Source organism: Mycobacterium hubeiense (assembly GCF_002838065.1).
In the GTDB taxonomy this organism is placed as follows: domain Bacteria; phylum Actinomycetota; class Actinomycetes; order Mycobacteriales; family Mycobacteriaceae; genus Mycobacterium; species Mycobacterium hubeiense.
On the sequence record NZ_PIZU01000040.1, the window covers coordinates 1 to 15,025 of the forward strand.

Below are 15,025 nucleotides of genomic sequence, written 5' to 3' on the forward strand. Positions count from 1 at the left end.
CCCGGCACCCGCCGCACCGCGCGCTCCCGACGCACCGCCGCCGCCACCGCCGGCACCCGAAGCTCTCCCCCCGGCCCCCGCGGCGCCCCCTGCCCCGCCGGCGCCCGAGGCGTTGCCGCCCGCGCCGCTGCCCGACGCTCCGCCTCCGCCGCCCGCGCCCGCACCCCCGCCGCCCCCGCCCGCTCCGCCCGTGGAGCCGGTCGTCGAGGCCGCCAACTGGGACGCCGTCGAGCCGCCGGCCGAGCCGCAGCCCGAGGTGTGGGCGCTGCACAACGGCGCGCCGCTGCCGCTCGACCCGGTGTTGCCGCCGGCTCCCCCGGCTCCAGCTCCAGCCGCAGCGCCCGCTGCACCCGCGCCGGGTCCCGATCCGATGGCCGCGCTGAACGGGGTCGACATTCCGGCGCCGGTCTACGACGCAGCCAATCAGGCGATGACGGACGGTGTGCCGATGCCGGAGGGCGTGCCGCATCTGGCCAGCCCGGAGAACCTGCCGCCCGGCACCACAATCGATCCGTCGCAGCTGCCGGCGCAGAGCCCGAATGTCACGTACCTCAAGGAACTGTGGCACGCGATCCAGACGCAGGAGATCAGCGGCAAGGACGCGCTGCTGGCGCTGACGCAGCGTCCGCTCACCACGCCTGACGTTCCCGGTGGCGAGGCGCCCAACATGCCGGTTGCGCCGCCCGCTCCGGCGCCGGCTCCGGTTCCGCCGCCACCGGCCTGATCAGGCGGAGCCGACCCACTCCTCGGTGCCGTCGGCGAAGAACTGGTGCTTCCACACCGGTAGCCGCTCCTTGACGGTGTCGACCAGCCGCGCGCAGGTTTCGAACGCCGCCGCGCGGTGGTCGGCGGCCACGGCGGCCACCAGTGCGGCGTCACCGATCTGCAGCGTGCCGATGCGGTGGCTCACCGCGATCGCGCGCACCCCGCGACAGCTGGCGGCGATCTCGTCGGCCACCTCCGCCAGCGTCTGCTGCGCGGTGGGATGAGCCGAGTACTCGAGCCGCACCACGTGGCGTCCGTCGTCGTGATCGCGCACCACACCGGCGAAACCCACTACCGCACCGGCGGATTGATGCGCCACCAGCGACTCGTGCTCGGTCAGATCGATCGGGTCCTCGCTCAGCGCGACGCGCAGTACGGCGGCACTCATCGCGGGTGGTCCTTTCCGCTGAGCTGATCCAGGGCATGGCCGAGCACGTCGTCAAGCACCGCGAGACCATCCTTCACCCCGCCCGGCGAGCCCGGCAGGTTGACGATCAGTGTGCGCCCCGCGACCCCGCACACGCCGCGGGAGAGCACCGACGTCGGCACCTTGGGCAGCCCGGAGCGCCGGATCGCATCGGCCAGTCCGGGAATCTCGCAGTCCAGCACAGCGCGGGTGGCCTCGGGGGTGGCGTCGGTCGGCGAGATGCCGGTGCCGCCGGAGGTGATGATCACGTCGACGTCGTCGGCGAGCGCCGCCTTCAACGCCTCGGTCACCGCGCTGCCGTCGGCGACGACGACCGGATCGGATACGGCGTGGCCGCGCTCGGTCAGCCAGTCCACGATGATCGGGCCGCACCGGTCTTCGTAGACACCGCCGGCCGCCCGCGTGGAGGCGATCACCACCCGGGCGGTACTCATGGCCGCGACCAGCTGCCCGTTTTGCCGCCCTCTTTGCGCAGCACCCTAATGTCGTCGATGCGCGCGGCAGGGTCGACGGCCTTGATCATGTCGTAGAGCGTGAGCGCCGCGACGCTGACCGCCGTCAGCGCCTCCATCTCAACCCCGGTGCGGTCGGTGCTGCGGACGGTGGCGGTGATGTCGATCTGGTCGGTGCCCGCCTCGAAGTCGACATCGACGCCGGTGAGCGCCAGTTGGTGACACAGCGGGATCAGATCAGGAGTGCGTTTGGCGGCGAGGATGCCCGCCACCCGCGCGGTGGCCAGCGCGTCACCTTTGGGCAGCCCGCCGGATGCGATCAGCGCGACAACGTCTTCACGGGTGCGCAGGCTTGCGGCCGCCACGGCGGTGCGCCTGGTGGCGTCTTTCGCGGTGACGTCGACCATGTGCGCCGCCCCCGACTCGTCGAGGTGCGAAAGGCGGCCCTCGGACGTCACTGTTACTTGTTGACGACCGTGACGGGGTGGACGTAGGGGATGTCGTCGGACGGCAGCGGGAACGTCAGTTCCCCGAACGGCGACAGCGCGCCGGTACGGTCGGTCGCCAGCTCGCTGACCGCGTGGTCGTCGTCGCCATCCAGCTGGGGCCAACCCGGGTCGACGTAACGGCTCTTCTGACGCTTGTTGTCTGCCACGACCACATTGTGGCAAACGCCGCGCGAAGTGGCGAGGCCGGGCGTGTCCTTTACGCTGGTCAGCAATGACCGAACAGACGCCAAGCGTCCCGTTGGGCGCCTGGCTGGCCGAGCTCGACGACGACCAGCTCATCCGGCTGCTGGAGCTGCGACCCGACCTGACGCAACCGCCACCGGGCACGATCGCGGCGCTGGCCGCCCGCGCCGCGGCCCGGCAATCGGTGAAGGCCGCCACCGACGCGCTCGACTTCCTGCGCCTGGCGGTGCTCGACGCGCTGCTGGTACTGCATGCCGACACCGCCGCTGTGCCGGTGACCAAGCTGATGGAGTTGATCGGCGAGAAGGCCACCCCCGACGCCGTCGCCGCCGCACTCGACGACCTTCGTGAGCGCGCGCTGGTCTGGGGCGGGGACGCGGTGCGCGTGGTCGCCGAGGCCGCGTCGGGCCTGCCCTGGTATCCGGGCCAGGCCGTCGTGGAAGACGTCGACGCGGAGAACATCGCCGACCGGCTGGAGGCGCTCGACGACGCGCAGCTGGAATTGCTGAACAAGTTGCTCGAGGGCTCCCCGATGGGCCGCACACGCGACGCGGCGCCCGGCACGCCGCCGGACCGGCCGGTGCAGCGCCTGCTCGCCGCCGGTCTGCTGCGTCAGGTCGATGACGAAACGGTGATCCTGCCCCGGTTGGTGGGCCAGGTGCTGCGCGGCGAGGAACCCGGGCCCATCTCGCTGACGCCGCCCGATCCCGTGGTGTCGACGACGACGGCCGCCGACGTTGATGCGGCCGCCGCGGGCGCCGTGCTCGATCTGCTGCGTGAGGTGGAACTGGTGCTCGAAACACTCGGCGCCACACCGGTTCCCGAGCTGCGCAGCGGCGGGCTTGGCGTGCGTGACGTCAAGCGACTGGCCAAAAGCACTGGCATCGAGGACTTTCGGCTGGGCCTGATCCTCGAGGTGGCCGCGGCGGCGGGTCTGATCGCGGCGGGCATGCCCGACCCGGAGCCCGTCGACGGCGACGGACCGTATTGGGCGCCGACGGTGGCCGCCGACCGGTTCGTCGAGTCGCCGACGGCCGTGCGCTGGCATCTGCTGGCGTCGACGTGGCTGGACCTGCCGGGGCGTCCAGGCTTGATCGGCAGTCGCGGGCCCGACGGTAAACCGTATGCGGCACTGTCGGATTCGTTGTATTCGACCGCCGCCCCGCTGGATCGACGGTTGTTGTTGAGCATGCTGGCCGACCTACCGCCGGGCGCCGGCGTCGACGCCGCCGAAGCGTCCAAGGCGATGATCTGGCGCCGACCGCGCTGGGCCGTGCGGCTGCAGCCCGAGCCGGTGGGCGGCCTTCTGGCCGAGGCGCATGCGATGGGCCTGGTGGGCCGCGGCGCGATCAGCACGCCGGGCCGCGGCTTGCTGGCCGGCGACAGCGCCGACGACGTGATGGCGACGATGAACAAGGCGCTGCCCGCGCCGATCGACCATTTCCTGCTGCAGGCGGACCTCACGGTGATCGTGCCGGGCCCGCTGCAACGTGAGCTCGCCGAGCAGCTGGCCGCAGTGGCGACGGTCGAATCGGCGGGCGCGGCGATGGTGTACCGCATCACCGAGGCGTCGATCCGGCGGGCGCTCGACACCGGACGCACCGCCAGCGAATTGCACGCCTTGTTTGCGAAACATTCGAAAACGCCTGTGCCCCAGGGTTTGACCTACCTGATCGACGACGTCGCGCGCCGGCACGGGCAGCTGCGTGTCGGCATGGCCGCATCGTTCGTGCGGTGCGAGGACGCGGTGCTGCTCGCCCAGGCGGTCAGCGCGCCGGCCGCTGAAGCGCTGGAGATGCGTGTGCTCGCGCCGACGGTCGCGGTGTCGCAGGCCCCCATCAACGAGGTGCTGGCGGCGCTGCGCAGCGCCGGGTTCGCCCCGGCCGCAGAAGATTCGTCGGGCGCGATCGTCGACATCCGCGCCCGCGGCGCCCGAGTTCCCGCGCCGCCGCGCCGTCGCACCTTCCGGCCCACCGTCGCGCCCACCACGCAAACGCTGGCGGCCATCGTCGCGGTGCTGCGCAAGGTGGCAGCCGGGCCGTTCTCCGGCATGCGGCTGGACCCGGCGGTACTCATCTCGCAGCTGCAGCAGGCGGTGCACCGGGACACGCCGGTGGTGATCGGCTACGTCGACGCGGCCGGCGTCGCCACGCAGCGGGTGGTGGCGCCGATCAGTGTCCGCGGGGGGCAGCTGACCGCGTTCGACCCGGCGTCCGGGCGGGTGCGCGAGTTCGCCATCCACCGCGTCACCTCGGTGGTGTCGGCGGACGGCGACTGAGCGCTGCGGCGCGTCAGATCCCCGTGCACACGGCGACGAACGGGATCGGCGCGCACACGCCGACCGAGAAGTACGGCGTCGGATCGCCGTTCCAGGCAGGCGGGGGTGGCGGCGGAGGAGGCGGTGGCGCCGCCACGCAGCTGTTCGTCGCCGCGTCATAGACCGTGCCGGCGCCGCATTCGGCGGCCTGGCTGACACCCGGCGTCACAAGCGTGAGGAAAGCGAACGGCGCGAGCGCGCCGACCCCGGCGATCAGCAGACGTCGCGGTAGGCCCATCGCAAGAGGCTCCCTTCGTCTCGTCCCGACCCTTGCTTTCCCAACCAATTTTAGGAATGTCGGCGACGTTGCAGGTCAGGGCCTTTCGAAGGGGTGCGTGTCGGGCGGCTAAATATAGTGGGTGGGATGACTTCCCAGCGAGAAGCGAAGCGGGATCGCGCATGACCGACGGCCCCCTGATCGTGCAGTCCGACAAGACGGTGCTGCTCGAGGTCGACCATGAGCTGGCCGGCGATGCGCGCGCCGCCATCGCGCCGTTCGCCGAGCTGGAGCGTGCACCCGAGCACGTGCACACCTATCGGATCACGCCGCTGGCGCTGTGGAATGCCCGCGCCGCGGGACATGACGCCGAGCAGGTGGTCGACGCGCTGGTGACGTACTCGCGATACGCGGTGCCTCAACCACTGCTGGTCGACATCGTCGACGTGATGGCCCGCTACGGCCGCCTGCAGTTGGTCAAGCACCCGGCACACGGCCTGACGCTGGTCAGCCTGGACCGCGCGGTGCTCGAGGAAGTGCTGCGCAACAAGAAGATTGCGCCGATGCTGGGTGCCCGCATCGACGACGACACCGTCATCGTGCACAACAGCGAGCGCGGCCGCGTCAAGCAGATGCTGCTCAAAATCGGCTGGCCCGCAGAGGATTTGGCCGGCTACGTCGACGGCGAGAAGCATCCGATCAGCCTCAAGCAAGACGGTTGGCATCTGCGGGACTACCAGGAGATGGCCACCGAGTCGTTCTGGGCGGGCGGCTCCGGCGTGGTGGTGCTGCCGTGCGGCGCGGGCAAGACGCTAGTCGGCGCGGCGGCGATGGCCAAGGCCGGCGCGACGACGCTGATCCTGGTCACCAACACCGTGGCGGGCCGGCAGTGGAAGCGTGAGCTGGTCGCGCGCACGTCGTTGACCGAGGACGAGATCGGCGAATACTCCGGTGAGAAAAAGGAGATTCGCCCGGTCACCATCGCCACGTATCAGGTGATCACGCGGCGCACCAAGGGTGAATACCGTCATCTGGAGTTGTTCGACAGCCGCGACTGGGGCCTGATCATCTACGACGAGGTGCACCTGCTGCCCGCGCCGGTGTTCCGGATGACGGCGGATCTGCAGTCGCGGCGGCGGCTGGGCCTGACGGCGACGCTGATCCGTGAGGACGGCCGCGAGGGCGACGTGTTTTCGCTGATCGGCCCGAAGCGCTATGACGCCCCGTGGAAGGACATCGAGGCCCAGGGCTGGATCGCACCCGCGGAGTGCATCGAGGTGCGGGTGACGATGACCGACAACGAGCGCATGCTCTACGCCACCGCCGAACCCGATGAGCGCTACAAGCTGTGCTCGACGGTGCACACCAAGATTGCGGTGGTGGAGTCCATCCTGGAGCGCCACCGGGGCGACCAGGTGCTGGTGATCGGCGCGTACCTGGACCAGCTCGACGAACTGGGCGAGCATCTGAACGCTCCGGTGATCCAGGGGTCGACGAAGACGGCCGAGCGCGAGGCGCTGTTCGACGCGTTTCGCCGCGGCGAGATCCCGACGCTGGTGGTGTCGAAGGTGGCCAACTTCTCCATCGACCTGCCGGAAGCCAATGTGGCGGTGCAGGTTTCGGGCACTTTCGGGTCGCGGCAGGAGGAGGCGCAGCGGTTGGGGCGGCTGCTGCGGCCCAAGGCAGACGGCGGCGGCGCGGTGTTCTATTCGGTGGTGTCGCGGGACTCGCTGGATGCCGAGTATGCCGCGCATCGGCAGCGCTTCCTCGCCGAGCAGGGCTACGGGTATGTCATCAAGGATGCCGACGATCTGCTAGGCCCGGCCATCTGACGCGTTGACATTGCGCTGAGGCTCGTTCTCGCGGCGAAATCACGACCCTGGCCGCGGCAACGTCTTAGACGTGCGGGCCAACGGGCTTCACGACGGTCAACAGCACCACCGAGTCTTCGAGGGCATGTAAGCCGTGGCGGGTGCGCGGGATGACGATGTGATCGCCGGGAGAGCCCTCCCACTTCGACGTCGAATCCGTGACCTCAACGCGGCCCTGGATCACCTGCAGCGTGGCCTCCCCCGGGCTTTCGTGGTCATCGAGACTGCTGCCGGCGGTCAACGCGATCATGGTTTGGCGCAGCGTGTGCTCGTGCCCGCCGTACACCGTGCTGGCGCTGCGGCCGCTGCTGGCGTTGCGCGCCGCGGCCATGTGCTGGCGGGCGAGTGCGGTCAGTGAAATCTTCTCCATCGCGGTGTCCCCTTCCACATGAATCGTCTCACCTCGCATTCTGAAACGATGACGCGATGCGCCGATTCGTTCGGGCGGCCGTGTTCGCACTCGCCGCGGTGGGCTGGACGATCGCCGCGGCGTATCTGGTGGTCATTGGTAGGTTCGCCGCGGCTGACACCCGCTGTGGCCATGTCGAGCCGCGAGTCGATATGGAGGGCGGCTGGCTGGTCATTGCGGCTGCGGCGGTGTGGGCCGCGCCGTTCGTCGTCGTCGCGCTCTGGCGACGCCGCCGCTGGCAGATCGCGGTGGCCGTGCCGGCGGTCGTCGTCGCTCTCGGCGTGGTGGCCGAGATGTTCGCGCGTCCTGTCGCGTTCTGCTTCTGACGGCTATCGCCGAGATCGACACCACGGTCGTCGTCAAGGTCCGATGGCTGTTTCGCACAGCCATGGAGTCGAACTCGGGCGCAGTCGCCGCGCAGCGACCCCTAACTCAGCGCCGGGATCACCTTCTGCTCGAACATCTCGATGCCGGACCGGTCATAGGCCGCCTCCGGGAAGTAGCAGATCGCGTACTCACAGCCCAGGTCGCGCATCCGCTGCAATTTCTCGACGACCTGTTCCGGTGTGCCCGAAGCGGATTCGGGTGCGCTGAGGGTGGCCAGCATCGCATCCACGGCGCCCTCATCGGCCACCCGCACCTGCCGCGCGCGGATGCGATCGATGCGGTCCTTGACGTCGGCCTCTGACTCTCCGATGACGGCGTTGAAGTTCGCCGACCGCACGATCGCGTCATAGTCGGTGCCGACATTGCGGCAGTGCTCGGCGAGCACACGAGACTTGTGCTCGAATCCCGCCGGATCGGACGTGAAGTTGGTGTACTGCGCGTATTTCGCCGCGATCCGCAGCGTCACCTTCTCCCCGCCGCCGGCGATCCACAACGGAATAGCGCCCGCCTGCAACGGTTTTGGCGCCACGATCGCGCCGTCGATCTGATAATGCTTGCCCGGGAAGCTCACTCGGCCCTCTCGCCAGGCCTCCCGCATGATCTGCACGCCCTCGTCGAGCCGACCCAGGCGCACCCCGGCCGACGGGAACCCGTAGCCGTACGCCCGCCATTCATGCTCGTACCAGCCGCCACCGATGCCCATCTGGATGCGGCCGCCGGAAATCACATCGACGGTCGCGGCCACCTTCGCCAGATACACCGGATTGCGATAGGAAATCGCAGTACACATCTGGCCCAACTTGATTCGCGATGTCGACGCCGCATACGCCGCCATCAACGACCACGCCTCATGCGTGGCCTCGTCCGTCGGCACCGGCACGGTGTGGAAGTGGTCGTACACCCACAGCGAATCCCACGCACTGTCGTCGGCGTACGCGGCCAACTCACGCATCACCGCCCAGTGCTTTTCGACGGGAATGTCCACCAGGTCGAGTCGCCAGCCTTGCGGGATGAATAGTCCGAAGCGCATGAGGACCGACTCTACGACGCTCCGCTCAGTCGGTGGTGTGGACGATCATCACGTCGGCCTTGGCCCGCGTGGCCACGCCGGCGGGCACCGAGAACAACCTGCCGAGTATCGCGTTCAGGCCGGCGTTGCCGACCACCAGCAGATCGGCGTTGACCTGGTCGGCCAGATCGACCAGCGCGTGGACCGGCGCGTCCTGGATCGGGCGCTCCTCGATGTTCTTGGCACCGGCGGATTTGGCGCGATCGCGGGCCACCCGCAGGATCTCGTAGGCGGGCGCGCTGCCCGTCACCTTGTATGCCTCGTCCTTGAGGACGTCGGCGGCCCGCTTGTCTTCGGCCTCCGGGAAGTACCCCGTCGCGATGATCAGCTTCGCATCCCATTCGGCGGCGATCTGGCCTGCGCGCTCGACCGCACGCAGCGATGACTCCGAGCCGTCAGTCCCGACCACGACGGTCTGATATGGCCCCATTTACCCTCCCCGCATCGGCTACATCGAGACAGTAACGCTTCCACCCGCGACGACGGCCGAGAATCGGCGGAGCGCACTAGCCTGGCGGGCATGGCCCTTTCCAAGGAAGAACGCGAACAGTTTCTGGCGGAGCCGCACATCGCGGCGCTGTCGGTGAATGCCGGCGACAAGCGTGGACCGTTGACGGTGCCGATCTGGTATCAGTACTCCCCCGGCGGCGAGCCGTGGGTGATCACCGGTGCCGGCTCGCGCAAGCACCGCCTCATCGAGTCGGCCGGGGAGTTCACCCTGATGGTCGAACGCCTGGAGCCGACGGTGCGTTACGTCGCCGTCGACGGCCCGGTCAGCCGCATCGAGCCGAGCACCGACGAGCAGCTCGTCGAGATGACCAAGCGCTACCTTGCGCCGGAAAAGGTGGAGCCGTACCTCGAATTCGCCCGTCGCGAGCACGGCGACAGCGTCGCGATCTACCTCAAGCCCCAGCACTGGCTGTCGGCCGACCTCGGGGCGATCTGACCGATGTCGTCGCGGCATCTGCTGTTCGGGCTGCGGTACCGGCTCGACTTCACGCCGTGGGACGGCCATCCGCTGACGCAGAGCCTGCGCGACAAGGTCGACGTCAACTTCGTGCAGGCCGACGTCACCCGGCTGAGCACCGAGGGCGTCGGCAAGGACTTCGGGTTCATCGTCGACAACGGCTGCCTGCACGGTATGAGCGACGAGGACCGCGACGCCTACGTCCGCGAAGTCACCGCGGTGGCCGCACCCGACGCGCGGCTGCTGCTCGTCGAGTTCGTCAACGGCGGCTCATACGGTGTGCCCGGCATCGACCCGCAGGACGTGAGGCGGCGCTTCCGCCCACGTGGACGCTGCTGGACTCGGGCGACGAGCCGGGGATGGACCACAACCGCAGAAATCCGGTGCGCTACTACCTGTTTGCGCGGTCGTAGAGCGCAGCCACATCCCGCAGGCTGACCTTCAGCGCGGGGTTGCGCGGTAGCTCGTCGACAACCGTGATCGCCACCGGAACATGGTGGCGCGGAAGCGATCTGCGGACCAGCTCCTGCAATTCGGACTCCGACGGCACCGCCATCCCCGGTTCCGGCTCGAACGCGGCGAACGGCACCTCGCCGAGTCGGTCATCGCGCACGCCGACCACACACGCGTCGTGCACTGCGGGATGCGAAACCAGAACGCGCCGAACCGTTTCCGGCAGAATCTTGAACCCGCCGCGGTTGATCGCCCCGTCGGCCCTGCCGTGGATGGTGATGAAGCCGTCGGCGTCGATGGAGGCCAGGTCCATCGTGCGGATCCAATCCGGGCCGAGCAGAGCGATCTTGGCCTCCAGCAATCCTTGTTCGCCGGTCGGCACCTGTTCGCCGGTGTCCGGGTCGACGATGCGCACCTCGGTGTCCGGCAGCACCCGCCCGGAACTGGCCCGCTTGGTGGCGCCGAACTCCCGATAAAGCTCTGGCGTCCACGTGCACACCGATCCGGCGAATTCCGTTGCGCCGTAGGCCAGCAACACCGGGATGCCGTACTTCTGCTCGAACGCGTCACGGACGTCCGGGTCGAGCGGGCCGGCGGCGCTGATGACGAAGTCCAGCGACGACAAGTCCTCCGGCGGCAGGTCGGCGTCGAGCAGCATCCGGACGGCGGCGGGCTGCACGCCGCACCGCTTGATGCCGTAGGTCTTCACCGCACGCAACCAGCCGTCGACGCTGAACTTCTCCAGCAGCACCATCTGCTTGCCGACGTAGGCCCCCGTCACCAGCTGGCACACCCCGCCGATGCCGCCGAGCGGCCAGTACATCAGCTCGGGCGGATCATCCGGCGAGGCCTGGCCGCCGGTCACGCTGAACACCGTGTGCTCCAGCACCGCCGCGTTGATCGCCTGCCGTTTCGGCGGCCCGGTGGTGCCGCTGGTGAGGATGTAGAGCGCGGCTGTCAGCGACGGTCGTGGTCTCGTGTTGTCCGTGACGTCAAGGCCCGCAACCGTTTCCACGCCCTCGGGCGAGATCGCGATACCCGTGCTGCCCACGCGTTTGGCGGCGTCGACAACGGGTGCGGTCCAGTCCTCGCGGTCGGCGACGACGGCGGCGAGATCAAGCTGCTCCACGTCGCGCGCGATGGACTCCGGCGACTGAAACGAATAGATCATCGCGACGGGCCGCGCCGCGGCGAGAAAGCCGACGACCGCGGCCGCGTGCGGTAACCGGTTGCGCACCACCAGCCCGACCGGGGCGTCGTCGGCGACGCCGGCGTCGCGCAGTCGGGCCGCGATCGCGTCAGCGCAGCCGGTGACCTCGTCGCCGGTGTACCAGCGGCCGTTGAACTCGATGCAGGGCCGCTCGCCGTAGCCGGCGAGCCTTGCCGCGAACGTTTCGGTAAAGCTTTCGGGCACGCGGCCAATCTAGCGCGAGAAGACGCAGAATCGCATGAATCCGGTTGCCGGGATGCGATTCTGCGTCTGCTCGGCGTGGGTGCTTAGGTCAGCGAGGCCGGCGGGTTGAACCGGTCGCCGTACTTGGCGGCCAGCTCCTTGGCCCGGGCCACGAACCCGTCCTTGCCGCCGGGGTAGCCGGCGATGTACTGCGCGGTGCCACCGGTCCACGGCGGGAAGCCGATGCCCATGATCGAGCCGATGTTGGCGTCGGCGGTTGAGGTGATCACGCCCTCGTCGAGGCATTTCTGGGTTTCCAGCGCCTCGGCGAACAGCATGCGGTCGATCATGTCCTGCAGCGGCATCTGCGAGCTGCCCGACTTGAAGGTCTCCCGCAGCCCCGGCCACAGGCCGACACGCTTGCCGTCGGCGTACTCGTAGAAGCCGGCGCCCTTCAAGCGGCTGGGCCGCCCGATCTCGATCATCTTCTCCACGACCGCCTCGGCCGGATGCGGCTCGTAGGTCTGGCCCGTGGCCTCGACGCCCTTGCGGGTCTCGGTCGCGATCTTGTGCATCAGCTCGAGGTTGAGCTCGTCGGACAGCTGCAGCGGCGGCGCCGGGTACCCGGCCTGGCTACCCGCCTGCTCGATGCTGGCCGGCTCGACGCCCTCGCCCAGCATCGCCAGCGCCTCGTTGATGAAGGTGCCGATGACGCGGCTGGTGTAGAAGCCGCGGCTGTCGTTGACGACGATCGGCGTCTTACCGATGGCCAGCGTGTAGTCGAACACCCGGGCCAGCGCCTCGTCGGAGGTCTTCTCGCCCTTGATGATTTCCACCAGCGGCATCTTGTCGACGGGTGAGAAGAAGTGGATCCCGATGAAGTCCTCCTGGCGCTTCACGCCGGTCGCGAGACCGGTGATCGGCAGCGTCGAGGTATTGGACCCGAGGATCGCGTTGGGCTCGACGATGTCCTCGATCTCCTGGAACACCTTGTGCTTGAGTTCCTGGTTCTCGAAGACGGCTTCGATGACGAAGTCGACGCCCTTGAGATCGGCGGCGTCGGCCGTCGGCGTGATGCGGTCCAGCAGCGCCTTGGACTTCTCCTCGGTGGTCTTGCCACGAGACAGCGCCTTGGCTTCGAGGTTTTCGGAGTAGCCCTTGCCCTTCTGCGCGGCCTCGAGGGTGACATCCTTGAGCACCACGTCGAAGCCGGCTTTCGCTGAGACGTAAGCGATTCCGGCACCCATCATGCCCGCGCCGAGCACGCCGATCTTGCGGATCGGCGTCTGGCCGATGCCCTCGGGACGGCTGCCGCCGCCGTTGATGGTCTGCAGGTCGAAGAAGAACGCCTGGATCATGTTCTTGGCGACCTGGCCGGTGACCAGGCTGACGAAGTAGCGGCTCTCGATGCGCGTCGCGGCCTCGAAGTCCACCTGCGCACCCTCGACCGCCGCGTCCAGGATCGCCCGCGGCGCCGGCATCGGCGCACCCTTGAGCTGCTTTTTCAGCAACGCCGGGAATGACGGGAGGATGCTCGCCAGGCCGGGGCTGCTCGGTGTGCCGCCGGGCATCTTGTAGCCCTGGGCATCCCACGGCTGGACGTGCGCGTCGGGGTTGGCCTTGATCCACGCTTTGGCGGCGGGCACCAATTCCTCGACGCTGCCGACCAATTCGTCGACCAGGCCGGTCTCTTTCGCCTTGGCAGGCTTGAACCGGGTGCCCTGAGACAGCACCTCCATGAAGGCCTTCTGGATCCCGAACATGCGCACCGTGCGGGCCACGCCGCCACCACCGGGCAACAGGCCCAGCGTGACCTCGGGCAATCCGATCTGCACACCCTTGACATCGGCGGCGATGCGGTGATGACACGCCAGCGCGATCTCCAGACCGCCGCCAAGCGCCGCGCCGTTGATCGCGGCGACCACGGGCTTACCGAACGTCTCCAGCGTGCGCAGATCGGCCTTGATCGATTCGACCTCGTCGAACACGTCTTGCGCGTTCTCCGGGCCGACGTTGATCATCGACTTCAGGTCACCGCCGGCGAAAAACGTCTTCTTGGCGCTGGTGATGACGACGCCGGTGATCGAATCCTTTTCCGCCACAAGCCTTTCTACGGCGTTGTGCATCGACTCCTTGTAGTGCTCGTTCATCACGTTGGCCGACCCGGTCGGGTCGTCCAACGTCAGGGTGACGATGCCGTCGGCGTCCTTGTCCCACGTGATGGTGTTCTCGGCCATGCTGGTTAAACCCTCTCGATGATGGTGGCCACGCCCATGCCGCCGCCCACGCACAGCGTGATCAGCGCGCGACGCGCCCCCCGGCGCTCGAGCTCGTCGACCATGGTTCCGGTGATCATGGCGCCGGTGGCGCCCAGCGGGTGACCCATCGCGATGGCGCCACCGTTGACGTTGAGCTTCTCATCGGGAATGTTCAGGTCCTTCTGGAACTTGAGCACCACCGACGCGAACGCCTCGTTCAGCTCGAACAGGTCGATGTCGTCGACCGTCAGCCCGGCGCGGTCGAGCACCTTGCGGGTGGCCGGCGTCGGGCCGGTCAGCATGATGACTGGGTCCGCTCCGCTGGTGGCCGTCGCCACGATGCGCGCCCGCGGCGTCAATCCCTGTGACGCACCAGCTTTTTCGCTACCGACGAGCACCAGCGCGGCGCCGTCGACAATCCCCGAGCTGTTGCCGCCGGTGTGTACGTGGTTGATCTTCTCGACCCAGTGGTACTTCTGCAGCGCCACGTCGTCGAAGCCGCCCATCGCGCCGATGCCGTCGAACGCGGTCTTGAGCTTGGCCAAGCCCTCCATCGTGGTGTCCGGGCGCATGTGCTCATCGTGATCGAGGATCACCAGACCGTTCTGGTCGCGGACCGGGACGACGGACTTGGCGAAGTAGCCGCCCGACCACGCGGCCGCGGCGCGCTGCTGGCTGCGCAGCGCGTAGGCGTCGACATCCTCGCGGGAGAAGCCCTCGATGGTGGCGATCAGGTCGGCGCCGATGCCTTGGGGCACGAAGCCGATCTGATAATTGGTCTCCGGGTCGGTCGCCCAGGCGCCGCCGTCCGAACCCATCGGCACACGGCTCATCGACTCCACGCCACCGGCGAGCACCAGGTCGTCCCAGCCGGAGCGGACCTTCTGCGCGGCGGTGTTGACCGCCTCCAGGCCCGAGGCGCAGAACCGGTTGAGCTGCACGCCGCCGGTGGTGTCGGGCAGGCCGGCGGCCAGCACCGCGGTGCGGGCGATGTCGCCGCCCTGATCGCCGACCGGCGAGACCACACCGAGGATGACGTCGCTGATCAGCGTCTCGTCTAGGTCGGGATGGCGCCGTCGCAGCTCATCGATCAGGCCGGTGACCAGGCTGATCGGCTTGACCTCATTGAGCGAGCCGTTCTTCTGCTTACCGCGAGGCGTACGGATCGCCTCGTAGATGAAGGCTTCTTCAGACATGAAGATTTTCCTGTTCAGATGGGTTGTTGGGGTCCTGTCCACGTGGACGGATGTCCGCTGTTCGGCCAGCCTAACAGGCTCGGCCAACCTGTTGGTTGGGCGGTCGGCAGCGCTGGATCCACCAGCAACTGATGATCGGTATACGAATCATA

General features: G+C 68.5%; 15 protein-coding genes and 2 pseudogenes. 6 read left to right on the plus strand and 11 right to left on the minus strand.

What is annotated here, in order from left to right:
* Nucleotides 1–724 (plus strand): annotated as a pseudogene (locus tag CWS39_RS23105) (transglycosylase family protein); the annotation flags it as partial.
* Here CWS39_RS23105 and CWS39_RS23110 read toward each other — a convergent pair.
* Genes CWS39_RS23110 through CWS39_RS23125 form a run of 4 tightly spaced genes read right to left on the minus strand, consistent with a single transcriptional unit; the run spans nucleotide 725 to nucleotide 2,299 of the window.
* The gene (locus CWS39_RS23110) at nucleotides 725–1,153 is read right to left on the minus strand and encodes a molybdenum cofactor biosynthesis protein MoaE (protein ID WP_102145239.1); all 429 of its coding nucleotides are present in this window, start codon (nucleotides 1,151–1,153) and stop codon (nucleotides 725–727) included.
* Complete coding sequence (locus CWS39_RS23115) at nucleotides 1,150–1,626, minus strand: MogA/MoaB family molybdenum cofactor biosynthesis protein (protein WP_102145240.1); 477 nt, start codon at nucleotides 1,624–1,626, stop codon at nucleotides 1,150–1,152. Before CWS39_RS23115 ends, CWS39_RS23110 begins: the two co-directional genes overlap by 4 nt.
* On the minus strand, nucleotides 1,623–2,102 hold the full coding sequence (gene moaC, locus CWS39_RS23120; protein WP_102145241.1) for a cyclic pyranopterin monophosphate synthase MoaC: 480 nt from the start codon (nucleotides 2,100–2,102) through the stop codon (nucleotides 1,623–1,625). Before moaC ends, CWS39_RS23115 begins: the two co-directional genes overlap by 4 nt.
* Before the next feature lie 2 nt (nucleotides 2,103–2,104).
* Nucleotides 2,105–2,299: a hypothetical protein gene (locus tag CWS39_RS23125; RefSeq protein ID WP_199178272.1), complete on the minus strand. Its 195-nt coding sequence runs from the start codon at nucleotides 2,297–2,299 to the stop codon at nucleotides 2,105–2,107.
* A 65-nt stretch (nucleotides 2,300–2,364) separates the two neighbouring features.
* Here CWS39_RS23125 and CWS39_RS23130 point away from each other — a divergent pair, with 65 nt between their 5' ends.
* Complete coding sequence (locus tag CWS39_RS23130) at nucleotides 2,365–4,614, plus strand: helicase-associated domain-containing protein (protein ID WP_102145243.1); 2,250 nt, start codon at nucleotides 2,365–2,367, stop codon at nucleotides 4,612–4,614.
* 13 nt (nucleotides 4,615–4,627) lie between these two features.
* On the opposite strand, the gene CWS39_RS23135 is transcribed toward CWS39_RS23130, so the two are convergent.
* A complete protein-coding gene (locus CWS39_RS23135; RefSeq protein ID WP_102145244.1) occupies nucleotides 4,628–4,891 on the minus strand; it encodes a hypothetical protein in 264 nt (87 codons plus the stop codon).
* 161 nt (nucleotides 4,892–5,052) lie between these two features.
* Here CWS39_RS23135 and CWS39_RS23140 point away from each other — a divergent pair, with 161 nt between their 5' ends.
* Nucleotides 5,053–6,702, plus strand: a complete 1,650-nt coding sequence (locus tag CWS39_RS23140; protein ID WP_102145245.1) for a DNA repair helicase XPB — start codon at nucleotides 5,053–5,055, stop codon at nucleotides 6,700–6,702.
* Nucleotides 6,703–6,766: 64 nt separating this feature from the next.
* Here CWS39_RS23140 and CWS39_RS23145 read toward each other — a convergent pair whose 3' ends face one another.
* A complete protein-coding gene (locus CWS39_RS23145; protein ID WP_102145272.1) occupies nucleotides 6,767–7,111 on the minus strand; it encodes a cupin domain-containing protein in 345 nt (114 codons plus the stop codon).
* 56 nt (nucleotides 7,112–7,167) lie between these two features.
* Here CWS39_RS23145 and CWS39_RS23150 point away from each other — a divergent pair, with 56 nt between their 5' ends.
* The gene (locus CWS39_RS23150; protein ID WP_102145246.1) at nucleotides 7,168–7,476 is read left to right on the plus strand and encodes a hypothetical protein; all 309 of its coding nucleotides are present in this window, start codon (nucleotides 7,168–7,170) and stop codon (nucleotides 7,474–7,476) included.
* A 101-nt stretch (nucleotides 7,477–7,577) separates the two neighbouring features.
* On the opposite strand, the gene CWS39_RS23155 is transcribed toward CWS39_RS23150, so the two are convergent.
* Complete coding sequence (locus tag CWS39_RS23155) at nucleotides 7,578–8,567, minus strand: LLM class F420-dependent oxidoreductase (RefSeq protein ID WP_102145247.1); 990 nt, start codon at nucleotides 8,565–8,567, stop codon at nucleotides 7,578–7,580.
* Nucleotides 8,568–8,592: 25 nt separating this feature from the next.
* Nucleotides 8,593–9,036 carry a universal stress protein gene (locus tag CWS39_RS23160; protein WP_102145248.1) on the minus strand — a complete coding sequence of 148 codons (444 nt, stop codon included), beginning with the start codon at nucleotides 9,034–9,036 and terminating at the stop codon, nucleotides 8,593–8,595.
* Nucleotides 9,037–9,126: 90 nt separating this feature from the next.
* Between CWS39_RS23160 and CWS39_RS23165 the strand changes: the two genes are divergently transcribed.
* Complete coding sequence (locus CWS39_RS23165) at nucleotides 9,127–9,552, plus strand: pyridoxamine 5'-phosphate oxidase family protein (protein ID WP_102145249.1); 426 nt, start codon at nucleotides 9,127–9,129, stop codon at nucleotides 9,550–9,552.
* Between the two features lie 3 nt (nucleotides 9,553–9,555).
* Nucleotides 9,556–9,986, plus strand: a pseudogene (locus CWS39_RS23170) (SAM-dependent methyltransferase).
* Here the strand turns inward: CWS39_RS23170 and CWS39_RS23175 are convergent.
* From CWS39_RS23175 to CWS39_RS23185, 3 genes are all read right to left on the minus strand, one after another.
* On the minus strand, nucleotides 9,965–11,440 hold the full coding sequence (locus CWS39_RS23175; protein WP_102145251.1) for a class I adenylate-forming enzyme family protein: 1,476 nt from the start codon (nucleotides 11,438–11,440) through the stop codon (nucleotides 9,965–9,967). The pseudogene CWS39_RS23170 and the gene CWS39_RS23175 overlap by 22 nt on opposite strands.
* 83 nt (nucleotides 11,441–11,523) lie before the next feature.
* The gene (locus CWS39_RS23180) at nucleotides 11,524–13,656 is read right to left on the minus strand and encodes a 3-hydroxyacyl-CoA dehydrogenase NAD-binding domain-containing protein (protein WP_102145252.1); all 2,133 of its coding nucleotides are present in this window, start codon (nucleotides 13,654–13,656) and stop codon (nucleotides 11,524–11,526) included.
* A gap of 5 nt (nucleotides 13,657–13,661) precedes the next feature.
* Nucleotides 13,662–14,873, minus strand: a complete 1,212-nt coding sequence (locus tag CWS39_RS23185) for an acetyl-CoA C-acetyltransferase (protein ID WP_102145253.1) — start codon at nucleotides 14,871–14,873, stop codon at nucleotides 13,662–13,664.
* Nucleotides 14,874–15,025 lie beyond the last annotated feature (152 nt).